This window comes from Williamsia sp. (genome assembly GCF_016462415.1).
GTDB lineage: Bacteria > Actinomycetota > Actinomycetes > Mycobacteriales > Mycobacteriaceae > Williamsia_A.
This window is the reverse complement of the sequence record NZ_JAEMTF010000048.1, coordinates 17,499-33,870: the sequence shown is the minus strand read 5'-3', so window position 1 is coordinate 33,870 and position 16,372 is coordinate 17,499. Positions and strand designations below refer to the sequence as shown.

Here is a 16,372-nt window from a genome sequence, read left to right as displayed (position 1 = left end):
CGCCGCGCTGCTTCTTGCCCGAGTTGAGGAACGTCGGGGTGGCCGGCTGGAACCGACCGGAGATGATCTCGTCGACGAGGGCACGAGCCAGTTCGGTGTCGCCGTCGGCGAGGGTCATCGCGACCATGCAGACGCGGTCCTCGAAGCGCTCGAGGTAGCGCTTCCCGTCGAACGTCTTCAGCGTGTACGAGGTGTAGTACTTGAACGCCCCCAGGAAGGTGGGGAACCGGAACTTCTTCTTGTAGGCGTAGCCGAAGAGGTCCTTGACGAACTCGCGGTCGTAGCGCTCGAGGACCTCGGGCTCGTAGTAGTTCTCCTCCACCAGGTAGTCGAGCTTCTCGTCGAGGTCGTGGAAGAAGACGGTGTTCTGGTTGACGTGCTGGAGGAAGTACTGGTTCGCCGCCTCGCGATCCTTCTCGAACTGGATCTTCCCGTCCGCGTCGTACAGGTTGAGCATCGCGTTGAGCGAGTGGTAGTCCATCTCCGCGGGCTCGTGTCCGGCCGGACCGACGTGGGTCCCCGACGTGCTCGCCGAGGCGTCGGTCGCGTCTTTGACGGGGGTAACGGTTGGCGACACTGGAGCTCCTGTGGGTGGTGGGTCGAATACTGGGATGACTGGGACAACTGCGATGACTGCGGGGCGAGGTGCGGTGAGGCGGGACCCACCGACTGCGCCGAGGTGCGAGAACGCGATTCAGGCGGGGACGGTCCGCGCGATCGCGGCGTCGGTGTCGAACTCGCGGAGGCCGTCTCGGACGCGGTCGACGTCCTCAGCGGTGCCCATCAGTTCGAATCGGTAGAGGTACGGAACACGGCACTTGGCCGAGATGATGTCTCCGACGTGGCAGAACTCCTCGCCGAAGTTCGTGTTCCCCGCTGCGATGACGGCGCGGATCAGCGAACGGTTGTGCTCGTTGTTCAGGAACTTGACCACCTGCTTGGGGACGAATCCCCCGGTGGCCCGTACCGGTCCGGTGCCGGCCTCCGACGGCTTGCCGCCGCCGTAGGTCGGACAGATCAGTACGTAGGGCTCGTCGACGGTGAACGAGCTGACCCGCTCCGCCCGGTCGACGACCGGGATCCGGACGGACCGGAGACCGAGCTTCTCGACAAAACGATGGGTGTTCTCCGAGACGCTGGAGAAGTAGACGATCAGCGGCGCCCCGGCTGGATGCTCGGAGGCCGGGCGATCGGAGATGGAGCCGTCCGGGGTCGACATGGTGGACCTCCAGACATGGAACGGACTAGTGCGATCAGGCAGCGGCGACGGCGAGCGCCTTGATGCGATCCGGGCGGAAACCGGACCAGTGGTCCTCGCCGACGACCACGACGGGCGCCTGCAGGTAACCGAGCGCCATCACGTAGTCACGAGCCTCGTCGTCCTGGCTGATGTCGACGATCTCGTAGTCCAGACCCTGCTTGTCGAGGGCCTTGTAGGTGGCGTTGCACTGCACGCAGGCCGGCTTGGTGTAGACGGTGATGCTCATGGGGAACTCCTCGATACTCACGATGTGCGGGGCGCTGACGGACTCGCACATCGCGCGGCCTGTCGGTCTGCCAAACACTACACCTAGTGTCTGACATACGTAAGCAACACAAGGGGTTGCGAATAACATTCATGGAAGTCGCAGGTCGGAGGGGTGCGCCCGGGCGTGGCGGAAATCCCTTCGGCGTGTCGCAGGTCACACAGATGCCGATGGCGGCACCACATGTCGTGATGCCGCCATCGGGTCGTTCCATGAGTACACCCGGGGTCAGACAGTGACCCCCACGGCTGCGACCAGATCGGCCACCGCGGACCGCACCTGCTCGACCAGTTCGGGTACGTCCGAGACCGCGCGGCCGTCGAGTTCCGACGTGGCGATACCCACCTCGATGCTGTCGACGACCTTGCCGCCGGCGATGCCGACCGACTTGCGCGCGTCCTCCTGCGACCACTTGCCGGCATACCGACCCAACGAGGCACCGATCACGGCGACCGGCTTGTCCTTCAGGGACCCGTTGCCGTACGGACGCGAACCCCAGTCGATCGCGTTCTTCACGACGGCGGGGATGGTGCCGTTGTACTCCGGCGTCACGATCAACACGGCGTCGGCGTCGGACAGCGCGGTGCGCAGGGAGTCGACGGCGGGATCGAGCGGCTCGACATCGAGGTCCTCGTCGTAGAACGGGACCGTCGCGAGACCCTCGTAGATCTCGACCGACACCGACTCCGGCGCACCGGCCGCGGCCAGCTCCGCCACCTTGCGGTTGATCGACTCCGCACGCAGGCTGCCCACCAGGGCCACGATCTTCACGGACTCGGACATCTCACATCACTCCTCGATATCGCCGCGGGCGCACTCGGCTGCCGCCCCTGAACGGTTCGTAGTGCATTAACCGGACCATGGTCCGTATCTATTCCCCGGCGGTCAACCATTACGCTCAGCGATGTGGCAACCAGTGGCGGGTCGAGATCATCGGGCACTCCGACGCCGTCCGCACTGAGCCTGACGATGGCCGGTCCGGGCGATTCCGAGCGCTCCGACGCGATCCGCAACCGCGCCCTGCTGCTGTCGGCCGCCAAGCGGCTCATCGACAACCACGGCGCCGCAGCGGTGACGATGGACGCGGTCGCGCGTGAGGCAGGCGTCGGCAAGGGCACCGTGTTCCGTCGGTTCGGTGGCCGCGCGGGACTGATGATGTCACTGCTCGACCACTCCGAGACCGAGATGCAGCGGTCGTTCCTGTCCGGTCCGCCGCCGCTCGGCCCGGGAGCGCCCGCCGCCGAACGTCTCGTGGCCTACGGACGGGCCCGGCTCGCCATGGTCTGCGCGCACCTCGACATCCTCATCGAGGCCGACGACGCCTCCGGGCCGGCGCGTCTGGCGCACCCGGCCCACCGCGTCGCGGTCATCCACGTCCAGACACTGTTGACCGACATGGGTTTCGGCGACGCCGTACCCACCGTCTCACTCGCGCTGCTGGCCCCGCTCGAGGCCGCCTCGGTGCATCACCTGATGGTGCACGAGGGCCTGACCGTCGAGGCCATCGGCGATCAGTGGGAGCGACTCGTCGATTCGCTGACGCCGGCCTGACCGCGCTCCTCGGTCCGCGGACCGACGCCCGGTACCAGCGCGCGGAAGAACACCGACCGGCTCGACGCGGCACGGACCACCACATCGGGATCGGCGTCACCGAGCCACGCCGACGACCCCGCAGGCACCGACAGCACCCTGCCGTCGGGGGTCCGGATCTCGATCGTCCCGGCGATGACCGTCAGGATCTGCGGACCCGCGGCGTCGAACGAGATCGACGACGTCCGCTGCAGCCCGGTGCCGTCGAGTTCGACCCGGGAGAGCCGGAACTCGGATGCGGGTGTGGAGTAGATCCGTTCGGCCCCGAGTGTGTGGATCCCGGGCAGCAGTTCCGACGGTGCGGTGGGCGCGAAGTCCAGCACCGCGAGCAGCTCGGGCACGTCCATGTGCTTGGGCGTCAGTCCGCCCCGGAGCACGTTGTCGGAGTTGGCCATGACCTCCACGGCGGTGCCCTGGAGGTAGGCGTGCAGGTTGCCCGCACCGAGATACAGGCCCTCCCCCGGTTCGAGTCGGATCCGGTTGAGCAGCAACACCGTCAGCACGCCCGGGTCCATCGGGTAGGCCTCACCGAGCTCGAGCACCGTCTGCAGCTCACGGGTGAATCGACGCCCACCCCGGCCGAGGTAGGCGATCGCCCCCTCGAGGACCGGTGGGATCAGGGCCTGCAGGATCGCGTCGGGCAGGGTCAGCCACGTGGTGAACAGTGCGCGCAGCCCGTCCGAGTCCGGTTGTCCCGCGAGCAGACCCAGGTACGGGTCGAGCTCGGCGACCTGCAGATCCCGCAGCAGCTCGATGGTCGTGGCCGGATCACGGAACCCGGCGAGGGCGTCGAACTCGGTGAGCGCCACCACGAGTTCCGGTTTGTGGTTGTCGTCGCGGTAGTTGCGGTTGGTCGCCCCGACGGGGATACCGGCCGCGTTCTCCCGGGCGAAGCCCGCACGGGCCTGCTCCAGGGTCGGATGGGCCTGCAGCGACAGCGGCTCGTCGGCGGCGAGGATCTTGACCAGGAACGGCAGGCGGTTGGCGAAGGTCTGCGCACACTCGCCACCGAGTTCGGCATCCGGATCGCGCTCGATCACCGACAGCAGGTCGGCCGACGGATCGGTCGCGTCGTCGCCGACCACCAGCGACGGCGCCCCGGGGTGCGCGCCGAACCACAGTTCGGCCTCCGGGTGCGGTGACGGTGTCGGGTGGCCGCGCAACTGCGCCAACGATGTTCGCGATCCCCACGCGTACGGCCGGACGATGCCCTCGAGCAACCGCATCAGCGCGCTCCGGTCAACCGGAGGTAGATCGCCGCCATCTCGATCCGCAACGAGAGGACCAGGAGATGCACCAGATCGTCGGGGGTGTCACCGACCTCGTCGGGGCGTCCCGGCTCGGGCATCCTCGGGGCCGGCCCGGCGATGGCCACCACATCGGCGTCCGGGAGTATCGAGATCCGTTGCTGCACCGACCACTCCGACGACGGCGTGGTGATGACCTGGACCCGGACGGGACGTTCGACGGGTCCGTCGAACTCGGGATCGTGGAATATCGAGTCGACCGGCGCGCCGGACGTGTCGACCGGGCGACCGGCCGCTCCGGCCACCGCCTGAGCCAGGTCGCACCCGACGCCGCTCACCCCCGCGATCGTGTACATCGAGCGGGCGGCGTGCCCGGCGATCACGGTCGACGCGGGGGTGTCACCCGCCCAGGCCACCGAACGATCGGCCACGCGCGCGGCCAGGCCCTTGGCCGCGTTGTGGAACACCTCGTTGCCGGGGTGCGCCGCGGCGGCTTCGTCGTCGAGCGCCTGCGCCAGCGCCCCCAGGTCCACCCGTGGGCCGGTCGAGCGCACGGTGGTCAACGATCCCAGCACGGCGAGCAGCGCCACCACATGCCCGACGAACCGAAACTCGGGCGGGGTGGGGACGCGTGGCGACAGATCCAGGGCCGACCCGCCCGCGGCCTCACGCAGCGGGCCTTCCAGTGGGACGTCGACGACGAGTTCGGCGCGGCGGCGGGTGGCCCGGGCCGCGGCGTCGGCGAAGGTCATGTCGCCGGCGTCGTCACCCATCAGCACCACGAGGTCGAGCGGACCGATCCACCCGGGCAGGCTGCCCGCCACGACGAGCGGCACATCGATGCGTGCGGCCATCGTCGTGACCACCAGGTCGGCGGCGGCCGACGCGCTCGCGCCACCCACCACCAGGACGACCGCCCGGGGCCGGAGGTCGACGAGCGGCGCGAGCACCCCCTCACGCACAGCCTCGTCGACGGCTCTGACCTGCGCGCCGGTCATCGCGGCCAGCCGTAGGCGGCCGTCGACGTCGGCCGCCTGCAGGCGGGCCACGTCGTCGAGGTCGGGGGCACCGGTGAGCATGGGATCTACGGTATCGGCGTCAGGCCCGGACGATGGCCAGGATGCGCTCGACCAGGGCGTCGATCCGTGCCGGATCCGGCGCCTCGGCGTTGAGACGCAGCAGTGGTTCGGTGTTCGACGCCCGCAGGTTGAACCACGAGCCGTCGGTGAGACTGACCGTCACCCCGTCGAGTTCGTCGATGTCGGTGGCGTCGTCGGCGAACGCCGCGACCACCTCGGCGGTGCGGGCCGGGGCGTCGGCGACCGTCGAGTTGATCTCGCCCGACGCGCTGTAGCGCTCGTAGTCGGCGAACAGCTCGGAGGCGGGTTTGTCGGTCGCACCCAGCGCCGCCAGGACGTGCATGGCCGCCAGCATCCCGGAGTCGGCGTTGAAGAAGTCGCGGAAGTAGTAGTGCGCGGAGTGTTCGCCGCCGAAGACGGCCCCGGTCTGCGCCATCTGCGCCTTGATGAAGGAGTGTCCGACGCGGGTGCGGACCGGGGTCCCACCCAGCTCGGTGACCAGCTCCGGCACCGCGCGCGAGGTGATCAGGTTGTGGATGATCGTCGCGCCGGGGTTCTTGGCGAGCTCGCGGTCGGCGACGAGGCCGGTGACCGCGGACGGCGACACCGGCTCGCCGCGCTCGTCGACGACGAAGCAGCGGTCGGCGTCACCGTCGAACGCGAGCCCGATGTCGGCGCCGGTCTCACGCACGAACGCCTGGAGATCGACCAGGTTCTTCGGATCGAGCGGGTTGGCCTCGTGGTTGGGGAAGGTTCCGTCGAGCTCGAAGTAGAGTGAACGCACAGTGAACACCGGGGAATCCCCCAGTACCGCCGGAACAGTGTGCCCACCCATGCCGTTCCCGGCGTCCACGGCGACCGTGAGCGGTCTGACACCAGAGAGATCGACGAGTTCGTGCAGATACGCCGCGTAGTCAGCCAGCACGTCGCGCTCGCTGATCGTCCCCGCCGGTCCGTCGTGCTCGGGCACCCCGTCGACCAACTGCGCCGCGATGGTGGCCAACCCGGAGTCCTGCCCGACCGGCTTGGCGCCGGAGCGGCACAGCTTGATCCCGTTGTAGGCGGCCGGGTTGTGGCTCGCGGTGAACATCGCGCCGGGCTGCTCGAGCACGCCCGACGCGAAGTAGAGCTGGTCGGTCGAGGCGAGCCCGATCAGGACGACGTCGAGGCCCTGCGCACACACGCCGTCGGCGAAGGCCCTGGCCAGCGTCGGGGACGACTCACGCATGTCGTAGCCGACGACCACCGAGGTCGCACCCTCCGAGCCCATCAGTCCACCGAAGGACCGTCCGACATCGCCGACGAACTGCTCGTCGATCTGTTCTCCGACCAATCCGCGCACGTCGTAGGCCTTCACCACGGCGGCCACGGACTCGGTCGTCCGGCTCGTGGTGGCGTCGGCCACCCTGGTCGGGTCTGGCACGTCGGTGCTCCTCGGTTCGATTCGATCTCGTCTGGTCGATGTGCGCACAGCTTAGTGGTTGGACGACGTCGATGACCGATGTGCAATCACCTCCGACGCAGCCGCAGTCGTCGGGGACGACCGCGACGTCGTCGACCCGCCTGGTCCGTCTCCGGTACGCCGCGATCACAGTGTGGGCCTTGACCCTTGCCGTGCTGACGGTGACCCGGGTGATGTCGTTCGATTTCCTGTGGATCCTGATCGCAGTCGGTGCCGGCCTGGTGGCCACCAGCATCGGCCGACGCAACCCGTTGCTGGTGGTCCGGGACTGGCTCCCGTTCGGGCTGGTCCTGTTCGCCTATGAGTCGACGCGCGGGGTCGCGGCGTTCCTCGGCATGCCCACCCGCTGGAACCTGGCCGTCGACGCCGACCGGTGGATGTTCGGCGTCGTCCCGACGGTGTGGTTGCAGGAGCACCTCAAGCACGCCGATCCGCAGTGGTGGGAGGTCATCACCAGCGCGGTCTACATGTCCTACTTCATCGTCCCGTACGCGCTGGCCGCCTGGCTGTGGCTGCGCGACCGCACTTCGTGGCGTCGTTTCGTCACCCGGTTCGTGGTGCTGTTCCTGCTCGGCCTGGTCGGCTACATCCTGGTTCCCGCCGCTCCCCCGTGGGCGGCCGCGCAGTGCACCCAGTCGCAGATCGCCGACGGACCCGCCTTCCCCGCCTGCCTCAAGACGAGCCCGGACGGCGTGCCGAACGGCGGCCTGCTGGGCACCGTCACACCACGCGAGGGCGGCGCCGCGTTCACCGAGCGCATCTCCAGCCGGGGCTGGGATGTCCTGCACATCGGACCGGTGCGCGATGTCGTCGAGGTCGGTCAGGAACGGTCCAATCAGGTGGCGGCGATCCCGTCGTTGCACGCCGGGCTCACCGGTCTGCTGGCGATGTTCATGTGGCGACGCACGCGGAAGCTGGGGCGGACGTTGTGGGTCGGCTACGCCGCGGCGATGGCGTTCACGCTCGTGTACTCCGCCGAGCACTACGTGTTCGATCTCATCCTGGGATGGGGACTCGCTGCGCTGGTGATGCTGGGTTGCGGTGCGGCCGAACGATGGTGGAGCGGTCGGCGCGCGGAGAAAAAGGGCGCGGGGAAACCGGGTTCAGTCGACCGGGTCGGGCAGCACGCGTAGGTGACCGCGACGCCCCGGCCGGGGCCGGTTGGCTGCGGAGACCGGTGCGGGCGGGGTGTGCCACGCGGCGTGCTGGGCGGACCGCGCTGCCATGTCGGTTCCCGACGCACTGCGTAATCCGCCGGCCTCGCGCACGGCCTCGGCCAGAGCGGTCAGGTCGTCCTCGTCACCGAACGGTGCGGCGAACCCACCCTCGCTGCGCATCATCTCCCAGCCGCGCGGGACGGTGATCCGGCTGGCGTGCAGGTCGCACAGATCCCAGGAGTGCGGTTCGTCGGAGGTGGCGAGCGGACCGACGACCGCGGTCGACTCGGCGTAGACGAACGTCAACGTGGCGACCGCCGGTTGGGCACAACCGGGCCTGCAGCACTGACGGGGGAGCCTCACCATGCGAGATTAGCCCGACGGGCCGCACGGACACCGCAGACACACCCGGCGTGGCGCCACCGACACGCCATCGTGACACTCGCGTGGCCGAGGGTGGTCGTGTCTACACTCTCGCCATGGCCAGGACTCTGCATCCACTCGACGCACGCGACCGCGGGTCGCTGCGCCGTGACCGTCGTGGTCACCGCCGCGATCGTCGGGGTCGGGGTCTGCGATCGACGCTGCTGCCCCCGGGTGTGCCTGCGGCGAACACCCGCTCGGAGTCGTTCGATCTCGTCGTCCTGGAGGCGTTCGCCGAGATCGACGCCCAGTGGCACGACCAACTGGGCAACCTCGATCTCGCGGTGGACGAGATCCCGCGGATGCTGCCCCGAGATCCGGAGACGGTGCAGTGGCCCGACGAGGTCACCGCAGACGGGCCGATCCCCCTGGCACGCCTGCTGCCCGCCGGGATCGACACGGCCGGACGGCCCTCGAAGGCCCGCATCGTGTTGTTCCGTCGCCCGCTCGAATCGCGGGCCGACAAGGGTGCCGATCTGCTCGACCTGGTGCACGAGGTACTGGTGCAGCAGGTGGCGACGCACCTCGGTGTCGACGAGGACACCATCGACCCGAGTCCGTGACGGTTCGCACTCGAGCCGAGAAGAGTTGTCGCGCAGTCGATCAGATGATGCCGCGCTTGAGGCGCCGACGTTCGCGTTCGGACAGACCGCCCCAGATCCCGAAGCGCTCGTCCTTGTGCAGGGCGTACTCCAGGCATTCGGGCTTGACCTCGCACCCCTGGCAGATGCGCTTGGCCTCACGGGTCGATCCGCCCTTCTCGGGGAAGAACGCCTCGGGATCGGTCTGGGCGCACAGGGCGCGGTCCTGCCACTGATCCTCGATGTTGTCGAACAGCGAATCGAAGTCGTCGGGGACAATGCTCAGGTGGGATGTCTGTGGTGCGGGCGCCTGCGAATGAAGGCCGTTGCTCATCAGGTTCTCAGAAGTCATCGCCGGGCCTCCTCATCTCGGATAGAAAGTGGTGTGGGTCTCGCCGGTGTCGTAATCTGCCCGGATTCGAACATGTGATCGAATTCGAAGCGGCTCAACGATTCTCGATCACGAAACGATAATGACACTGATGTGATTAGACACGGCGGGCAGCGCTGCGGTCAAGCGGAACAGCCAAATTCCCAATACCACCCTCCACCGACGATTCGGCGTCTCGACACGACAGGTGTGTTGCGGACCACACCGGCCGGTCGCTGAGGCGCCCTCGTCGCACGCGGACCGCCACCTCGGTCGGTGCCGCACTAGAGTGGGTCGTCGTGAAGACAACGGTTCTCGTCGGCGGCGTCGGGGGCGCACGATTCCTCGACGGCGTGCGCCATCTCCTCGGACCGACCCCCTTCCCGGCCGGTGACAACGGTGGTGCGGGCGAGCGCGGTTCGGCGAACTCGGTGACCGCGGTGGTCAACGTCGGTGACGATGCCTGGATGCACGGCGTGCGGATCTGTCCCGACCTCGACACCTGCATGTACACCCTCGGCGGCGGTATCGACACCGAACGCGGGTGGGGTCGACGCGACGAGACGTGGAACGCGAAGGAGGAACTGGCCGCCTACGGTGCCGACCCGGACTGGTTCGGACTCGGCGACCGCGACCTCGCAACGCATCTCATCCGCACGCAGATGCTCGACGCGGGCTACCGCCTCTCCGACATCACCGAGGCACTGTGCAAGCGGTGGCAGCCCGGGGTGCGCCTCATCCCGGCCACCGACGACCGCCACGAGACCCACGTGGTGGTCAACCGCAGCGGCGATGTGCGCGGCGCGGGCGCCGACTCCTCGTCACCAGACGACAAGGTCGCGATCCACTTCCAGGAGTGGTGGGTGCGCTACCGCGCGAAGATCCCGACACACGGTTTCGCGCAGGTCGGTTCCGACGACGCGAAGCCGGCACCCGGCGTGCTCGAGGCCATCGCCGACGCCGACATCGTCCTGCTCGCCCCGAGCAACCCCGTCGTCAGCGTGGGCGCGATCATCAGCGTCCCCGGCGTCCGCGCCGCGCTGCGCACGACGTCGGCACCCGTGGTCGGCATCTCCCCCGTCATCGGCGGAGCCCCCCTGCGCGGCATGGCCGACGAGTGCCTGTCGGTGATCGGCGTCGAGACCACCGCCGAGGCCATCGGTGCGCATTACGGCGCACGATCGGGCAACGGCATCCTCGACGGTTGGCTCGTCGCGCCCGGCGACACCGCCGACATCCCCGGCGTCGCCACCCGAGCCGTCCCGCTGTTGATGACCGAGCCGAGCGTGACGGCCCAGATGGTCCGCGACGCCTGTGATCTCGTGGGCATCCCCGTGACCCCGGCATGAGCGAGACAGGCATCAACGACCCCGGCCCGGCCGAGCACGTCCCTTCCGACATTCCCACTGCCGACCACGCGGCCACCGGCGCGATAACGCTCATCGCGGTACCGGGACTCCCCCGCTTCTCCGCCGGCGACGACATCGCAGCCGAGATCGCGCGCGCGGCCCCCGATCTGCGCACCGACGACATCCTCGTCGTGACCAGCAAGATCTTCTCGAAGGTCGAGGGACGCATGGTGACGGCGCCGAGCGATCCCGACGAGCGGGATGCGTTGCGTCGCACTCTCGTCGAGAACGAGTCGGTCCGCGTCCTCGCCCGCAAGAACCGCACGCTGATCACCGAGAACGCCCTCGGGATCGTCCAGGCGGCCGCCGGTGTCGACGGGTCCAACGTCGACACCGACCAACTCGCGCTGCTGCCGGTCGATCCCGACGCCAGCGCGCGCCGCCTGCGCACCGCCATCGCCGAGCTGCTCGGCGTGCAGGTCGCCGTGGTCGTCACCGACACCATGGGTCGCGCCTGGCGCAACGGGCAGATCGACGCGGCCATCGGTGCCGCGGGCATCGCCGTCACCCACCCCTACGACGGGACGCTCGACCGGCACGGCAACGAGTTGCTCGTCACCGACATCGCCGTCGTCGACGAGATCGCCGCCGCCGCCGACCTGGTGAAGGGCAAGCTCGGCGAGACCCCGGTCGCCATCGTGCGCGGACTACGGCCGCGCGACAACGGTTCGAGCGCGCGCGATCTCGTGCGTCCCGGCGAGGACGATCTGTTCTGGCTGGGGACCGGTGAGGCCATCGAGCTCGGTCGTGCGCAGGCCCTGCTCACCCGCCGATCGGTCCGCTCCTTCACCGACACCCCGGTCGCCGAGGACGTGATGCACGCCGCGTTCGCCGAGGCGCTCACCGCCCCGGCCCCCCACCACACCCATCCGGTCCGCTTCGTCTGGGTCCGCGACCCGGCCCGCCGCCGCCGCCTGCTCGACGCGATGGCCGACCGTTGGCGCGCCGACCTCGAATCCGACGGGAAGACAACCGAATCCGTCGACCGTCGCGTCGCCCGCGGTCAGTTGCTCTACGACGCACCCGAACTCGTCGTCCCGATGCTCACGATGGACGGCGCGCACGACTATCCCGACGAGGCACGCTCGACGGCCGAGCACACCATGTTCACCGTCGCGGTCGGCGCCGCTGTCCAGGGACTGCTGGTGGCGTTGTCGGTGCGCGGGGTCGGCAGTTGCTGGGTGGGCTCGACGATCTTCGCCCGCGACGTCGTCACCACCGAGCTCGACGTGCCGACCGACTGGGAGCCGTTGGGCGCGATCGCCATCGGTCATCCCCTCGACGCGCCCACCCTGCGTGGGCCGGCCGCCACCGACGGTCTGGTCGAGATCAGGTGAGCACCGAGAGTCTGCACGCGTCGGCGACGCGGATGCTGACCGGTTGGGACGTCACCGACCGATCCCAGGATTCGATGCGGCACACCGTGCTCGCGTTCCTCGCCGCGCGAGACGACGCGTGCCTGCGCAGCTGCGCGCCCGGCCATCTCACGGCATCGACGCTGATCCTGGACCACACCGGTACCCACACCCTGCTGACGCTGCACCCACGGGTCGGTGCGTGGATACAGGTGGGCGGACACTGCGAGGAGTCCGACGACACCCTGCGCGACGCCGCGGCCCGCGAGGCGCGCGAGGAGTCGGGCATCGGAGATCTGTCCTTGTCGGCGAACCCGATCGCGCTCCACACGCACCCGATCACCTGCTCGCTCGGGATCCCGACCCGTCACCTCGACGTCCGGTTCCTCGGCATCGCGCCCGAGGTCGACGGCGGTGGACTGCCTGACATCGTGCGCAGCGACGAGTCGGTCGACCTGCGGTGGTGGCCGGTCGCGGACCTGCCCGACGACACCCATCGCGCCGAGATGGCCGATCTGGTCGCCGCGGCACGCACCGCGTTCGGGGGCGTCAGCCCAGTCTGACGCCCTTGCCGACGGCGACCACGCCGCCCGCACTGACCGCGTATTTCTCGCGGTCGCGTTCCAGTTCGACACCGAGAATCTCACCGGGACCGACGACGACGTTCTTGTCCAGGATCGCCTTGCGCACCACCGCACCTCGCCCGATGCGGACGCCGGGCATCAGGACACTGCCCTCGACCGTGGCGCCGTCCTCGATGATCACGTTCGAGCTGAGCACGGAATTGCGCACCGTCGCCGCGGAGATGATGGAACCCGCGCCGACCACCGACTCCTGCGCCAGCCCACCGTGGACGAACTTGGCGGGCGCGAGGTTCTCGGCGGCACCGCGGATCGGCCACCGACGGTTGTAGAGGTTGAACACCGGGTGCACCGACACCAGGTCCATGTGTGCGTCGTAGAACGCGTCGAGCGTCCCCACGTCACGCCAGTAGCCCTTGTCGCGCTCGGTGGCCCCGGGCACCTCGTTGTCCTTGAAGTCGTAGACGTGGGCCTCGCCGCGGTTGACGAACCCCGGGATGATGTCGCCGCCCATGTCGTGGTCGGAGTCGCTGTCGTCGGCGTCCGCCCGGATCGCCTCGACCAGCGCCGAGGTGGTGAACACGTAGTTGCCCATCGAGGCGAACGTCGCCTCGGGATCGTCCGGCGTGCCGGGCGGGTCCTTGGGCTTCTCGAGGAACTGCGTGATCCGACCGGATTCGTCGGCGTCGATGCACCCGAAGGCGAACGCCTCGCTGCGCGGGACACGGATGCCCGCCACGGTCGCCGCCGCTCCGGACTCGATGTGCGCCTGCACCATCTGCTCCGGGTCCATCCGGTAAACGTGGTCGGCGCCGAAGACCACGATGTAGTCCGGCTCCTCGTCGTAGACCAGGTTGAGGGACTGGAAGATCGCGTCCGCGCTGCCGGTGTACCAACGGGGTCCGAGGCGCTGCTGCGCCGGGACGGGCGTGATGTATTCACCGTTGAACCCCGACAGCCGCCACGTCTGGGAGATGTGCCGGTCGAGCGAATGCGATTTGTACTGCGTCAGCACGCACAGACGTTGATACCCGGCGTTGACCAGGTTGCTGAGGACGAAGTCGATGAGGCGATAGGCGCCACCGAACGGGACGGCGGGTTTCGCGCGGTCCATGGTCAAGGGATACAAACGCTTTCCCTCGCCGCCGGCGAGCACGATCCCGAGCACGTGCGGCTGTGATCTCACACCGCCCAACTTATCCGCCATCGGGGTTCGCGGCTACGTTCTGCGACGATCCGGAGTGTTCGCCGACGCCATCGGGGGTCCTGTGATGGCGGGAACCCGCGCACCGGGATAGCGTCGGGGCATGCGAGTGGCGATGATGACGCGCGAGTATCCGCCCGAGGTCTACGGAGGCGCGGGTGTCCACGTCACCGAGCTCGTCCGTCACCTGCGGTCGCTGGCCGAGGTGGACGTGCACTGCATGGGTGCCCCGCGCGACACCGCGCACGTCTACACCGCCGACCCCGGACTGACCGGCGCCAACGCCGCACTGACGACACTGTCGGCCGATCTGCGCATGGTCGCGGGCGTGGCCGACGCCGAGGTGGTGCACTCACACACCTGGTACACCGGGCTCGCCGGCCATCTCGCCGCACAGCTCTACGACGTGCCGCACATCCTCACCGCGCACTCACTCGAACCACGACGCCCGTGGAAGGCCGAGCAGCTCGGTGGCGGCTACCGGGTGTCGAGTTGGGCCGAACGCAACGCGATCGAGTACGCCGACGCGGTGATCGCCGTCAGCGCCGGGATGCGCGTGGACGTCTGCGACGCCTATCCCCGACTCGACCCGGAACGGGTCCACGTGGTGCGCAACGGCATCGACACCGACATCTGGTTCCCCGAACCGGATCCGTTCGCCGGGGAGTCGACGCTGAGTGCCCTGGGCATCGACCCCGACCGCCCCATCGCGGTGTTCGTCGGTCGGATCACCCGACAGAAGGGCGTGCGGCACCTCGTCGCGGCCGCCCACGCCTTCGACCCCGATCTGCAGCTCGTCCTGTGCGCCGGCGCTCCCGACACCCCCGAGATCGGGGCGGAGATCGCCGCCGCGGTCGACGAGCTGTCGGCCACCCGCGACGGCGTGCACTGGATCCAGGAGATGCTGCCCACCGATCGGATCCGCGAGATCCTGTCGGCCGCGGTCGTTTTCATCTGTCCATCGATCTACGAGCCGCTGGGGATCGTCAACCTCGAGGCCATGGCGTGCGGCACCGCGGTGGTCGCCTCCGACGTCGGCGGGATCCCGGAGGTGGTGCGCGATCAGGTCACCGGACTGCTCGTGCACTACGACGTCGACGACGAGACCGCATTCGAGAACGCTCTCGCCTCTGCGGTCAACACCCTCGTCGCCGACCCCGCCCGCGCGTCGGAGATGGGCGTGGCCGGGCGGGAACGGGCGATCGCGGAGTTCTCGTGGGGGTCGATCGCCGAACAGACCATCACCGTCTACAACGCGGCGCTCTCGGGCCGCTAGCGCTACCGGGCGGCCTGCGCCTCATAGCGCGACACCGTCACCGAGCAGACGACGTCGACGGTGTCGGCCAGCGCGGCGGCGCGATCGCTGATCTCGTTGCCGGACAGGTGATACGCCGACGGGCCCATCGTCACCACGTCGGCGACGAGCGCACGGTCGAGAGTCATGGTGTGTTCCACCGAGATCCGCTCGGTACGGGTGAACGCGGCGCCGAGGGTGTTGCCGATCCGTTCGGGCTTGGCCGGATCGACACCGATCATGCCCATGGGCTCGACGATCTCGGCGAGATGCCGCGGTGTGGGGGTCACCACGACCAGCGCACCGCCGGGGATGAGCACGCGGGCGAACTCGGCGACGTTGCGCGGCGCGAACACCGACAGCACCGTGTCGACGCTCCCGTCACGCACCGGAAGTCGTTGCCAGGCATCGGCGATGATGGAGCCGATGCGGGGATGGACACGGGCGGTCGCCCGCGCTCCCGCCTTGGACAGGTCCAGTCCGACACCGCGCGCGTCGGGCCCGACCGCGGCGAGGCTCCGGGCCAGGTAGTGGCCGGTGCCCGCGCCCACGTCGAGAATCGCCGGGCCGTCGGTCAGCTCGGCGACGGCGTCGCTGATGGGGTCGTATCGACCGGAGCCGAGCACGCGCTCACGCGCCGAGACCATCTCGACGGAATCGGAGTGCAGCTTCCCGGCGGAACCGGACAGCAAGGACACGTACCCCTGGCGGGCGATGTCGAAGGTGTGCCCACGATCGCAGATGACCGTGGACTCATCGATGTCCAGGTCGCCCTGGCACACCGGACAATCGAGGAGATCGATGATCGCCGACAGCATGTCGGCGTCTCACCGACGAGCCGCGGCGGGCCGGTCAGCCCGCGACGACGCCACGCAGTTCTTCGCCGAGCGCAGCGGCCTCGTCCGGAGTGAGTTCGACAACGAGCCTGCCACCACCCTCGATGGGTATCCGTACGACGATTCCTCGCCCTTCCTTGGCTGCTTCAAGGGGACCGTCGCCGGTCCTTGGCTTCATCGCCGCCATGTCACATGCTCCCTTGTCGATCCTCGCCGATATCGGCACGGAATCTGATTCTATGCGGTTGAACTGGTCTG

19 protein-coding genes are annotated in these 16,372 nt (G+C 68.9%); 7 read left to right on the top strand and 12 right to left on the bottom strand.

Translation table 11 applies throughout. The features are described 5' to 3' along the window. The 4 genes from JHC79_RS13265 to JHC79_RS13250 form a co-directional block, all read right to left on the bottom strand. Positions 1-577: ribonucleotide reductase N-terminal alpha domain-containing protein (locus JHC79_RS13265; RefSeq protein WP_296391502.1), on the bottom strand; the 577-nt coding region annotated here is incomplete at its 3' end. Between the two features lie 117 nt (positions 578-694). Next, positions 695-1,219 (bottom strand): class Ib ribonucleoside-diphosphate reductase assembly flavoprotein NrdI, encoded by a 525-nt coding sequence (gene nrdI, locus JHC79_RS13260; protein WP_296391500.1) that lies wholly within the window; start codon positions 1,217-1,219, stop codon positions 695-697. 34 nt (positions 1,220-1,253) lie between these two features. Continuing rightward, a complete protein-coding gene (locus JHC79_RS13255) occupies positions 1,254-1,487 on the bottom strand; it encodes a redoxin NrdH (protein WP_296391497.1) in 234 nt (77 codons plus the stop codon). 267 nt (positions 1,488-1,754) lie between these two features. Further along, positions 1,755-2,309: an NADPH-dependent FMN reductase gene (locus JHC79_RS13250; RefSeq protein WP_296391495.1), complete on the bottom strand. Its 555-nt coding sequence runs from the start codon at positions 2,307-2,309 to the stop codon at positions 1,755-1,757. 186 nt (positions 2,310-2,495) lie between these two features. Here JHC79_RS13250 and JHC79_RS13245 point away from each other — a divergent pair, with 186 nt between their 5' ends. Beyond that, positions 2,496-3,077 carry a TetR/AcrR family transcriptional regulator gene (locus JHC79_RS13245; RefSeq protein ID WP_296391505.1) on the top strand — a complete coding sequence of 194 codons (582 nt, stop codon included), beginning with the start codon at positions 2,496-2,498 and terminating at the stop codon, positions 3,075-3,077. On the opposite strand, the gene manA is transcribed toward JHC79_RS13245, so the two are convergent. Genes manA through JHC79_RS13230 form a run of 3 tightly spaced genes read right to left on the bottom strand, consistent with a single transcriptional unit; the run spans position 3,038 to position 6,865 of the window. After that, positions 3,038-4,342, bottom strand: a complete 1,305-nt coding sequence (gene manA, locus JHC79_RS13240; RefSeq protein WP_296391493.1) for a mannose-6-phosphate isomerase, class I — start codon at positions 4,340-4,342, stop codon at positions 3,038-3,040. The genes JHC79_RS13245 and manA overlap by 40 nt on opposite strands. Then, positions 4,342-5,442 (bottom strand): hypothetical protein, encoded by a 1,101-nt coding sequence (locus JHC79_RS13235; protein ID WP_296391482.1) that lies wholly within the window; start codon positions 5,440-5,442, stop codon positions 4,342-4,344. The genes manA and JHC79_RS13235 overlap by 1 nt, the downstream gene beginning before the upstream one ends. 19 nt (positions 5,443-5,461) lie before the next feature. Continuing rightward, positions 5,462-6,865 carry a phosphomannomutase/phosphoglucomutase gene (locus tag JHC79_RS13230; RefSeq protein ID WP_296391480.1) on the bottom strand — a complete coding sequence of 468 codons (1,404 nt, stop codon included), beginning with the start codon at positions 6,863-6,865 and terminating at the stop codon, positions 5,462-5,464. Between the two features lie 71 nt (positions 6,866-6,936). Here JHC79_RS13230 and JHC79_RS13225 point away from each other — a divergent pair, with 71 nt between their 5' ends. Further along, positions 6,937-8,037: a phosphatase PAP2 family protein gene (locus tag JHC79_RS13225; protein WP_296391478.1), complete on the top strand. Its 1,101-nt coding sequence runs from the start codon at positions 6,937-6,939 to the stop codon at positions 8,035-8,037. On the opposite strand, the gene JHC79_RS13220 is transcribed toward JHC79_RS13225, so the two are convergent. Beyond that, a complete protein-coding gene (locus tag JHC79_RS13220) occupies positions 8,008-8,424 on the bottom strand; it encodes a DUF3499 domain-containing protein (protein ID WP_296391476.1) in 417 nt (138 codons plus the stop codon). The two genes, JHC79_RS13225 and JHC79_RS13220, sit on opposite strands and share 30 nt — an antisense overlap. A 116-nt stretch (positions 8,425-8,540) precedes the next feature. Here JHC79_RS13220 and JHC79_RS13215 point away from each other — a divergent pair, with 116 nt between their 5' ends. After that, positions 8,541-9,047, top strand: a complete 507-nt coding sequence (locus JHC79_RS13215) for a metallopeptidase family protein (RefSeq protein WP_296391474.1) — start codon at positions 8,541-8,543, stop codon at positions 9,045-9,047. 40 nt (positions 9,048-9,087) lie between these two features. Here the strand turns inward: JHC79_RS13215 and JHC79_RS13210 are convergent, their stop codons facing one another. Continuing rightward, on the bottom strand, positions 9,088-9,417 hold the full coding sequence (locus JHC79_RS13210) for a WhiB family transcriptional regulator (RefSeq protein WP_296391472.1): 330 nt from the start codon (positions 9,415-9,417) through the stop codon (positions 9,088-9,090). A gap of 317 nt (positions 9,418-9,734) precedes the next feature. Here JHC79_RS13210 and cofD point away from each other — a divergent pair, with 317 nt between their 5' ends. The 3 genes from cofD to JHC79_RS13195 are packed head-to-tail and all read left to right on the top strand — an operon-like array spanning position 9,735 to position 12,762. Further along, on the top strand, positions 9,735-10,784 hold the full coding sequence (cofD, locus tag JHC79_RS13205) for a 2-phospho-L-lactate transferase (RefSeq protein ID WP_296391469.1): 1,050 nt from the start codon (positions 9,735-9,737) through the stop codon (positions 10,782-10,784). After that, a complete protein-coding gene (locus JHC79_RS13200; RefSeq protein WP_296391467.1) occupies positions 10,781-12,181 on the top strand; it encodes a coenzyme F420-0:L-glutamate ligase in 1,401 nt (466 codons plus the stop codon). The genes cofD and JHC79_RS13200 overlap by 4 nt, the downstream gene beginning before the upstream one ends. Next, entirely contained in the window at positions 12,178-12,762 is a 585-nt protein-coding gene (locus JHC79_RS13195; protein ID WP_296391465.1) for an NUDIX domain-containing protein, read from the top strand. Before JHC79_RS13200 ends, JHC79_RS13195 begins: the two co-directional genes overlap by 4 nt. Here the strand turns inward: JHC79_RS13195 and glgC are convergent. Further along, positions 12,749-13,966 (bottom strand): glucose-1-phosphate adenylyltransferase, encoded by a 1,218-nt coding sequence (glgC, locus tag JHC79_RS13190; RefSeq protein WP_253662230.1) that lies wholly within the window; start codon positions 13,964-13,966, stop codon positions 12,749-12,751. The genes JHC79_RS13195 and glgC overlap by 14 nt on opposite strands. A 121-nt stretch (positions 13,967-14,087) precedes the next feature. Here glgC and glgA point away from each other — a divergent pair, with 121 nt between their 5' ends. Then, a complete protein-coding gene (gene glgA, locus JHC79_RS13185; protein WP_296391461.1) occupies positions 14,088-15,260 on the top strand; it encodes a glycogen synthase in 1,173 nt (390 codons plus the stop codon). A gap of 2 nt (positions 15,261-15,262) precedes the next feature. On the opposite strand, the gene JHC79_RS13180 is transcribed toward glgA, so the two are convergent. After that, entirely contained in the window at positions 15,263-16,096 is an 834-nt protein-coding gene (locus JHC79_RS13180; protein WP_296391459.1) for a putative RNA methyltransferase, read from the bottom strand. Between the two features lie 34 nt (positions 16,097-16,130). Continuing rightward, positions 16,131-16,301, bottom strand: coding sequence for a DUF3117 domain-containing protein (locus tag JHC79_RS13175; RefSeq protein ID WP_188489822.1), 171 nt, complete (start codon positions 16,299-16,301; stop codon positions 16,131-16,133). Positions 16,302-16,372: the final 71 nt, after the last annotated feature.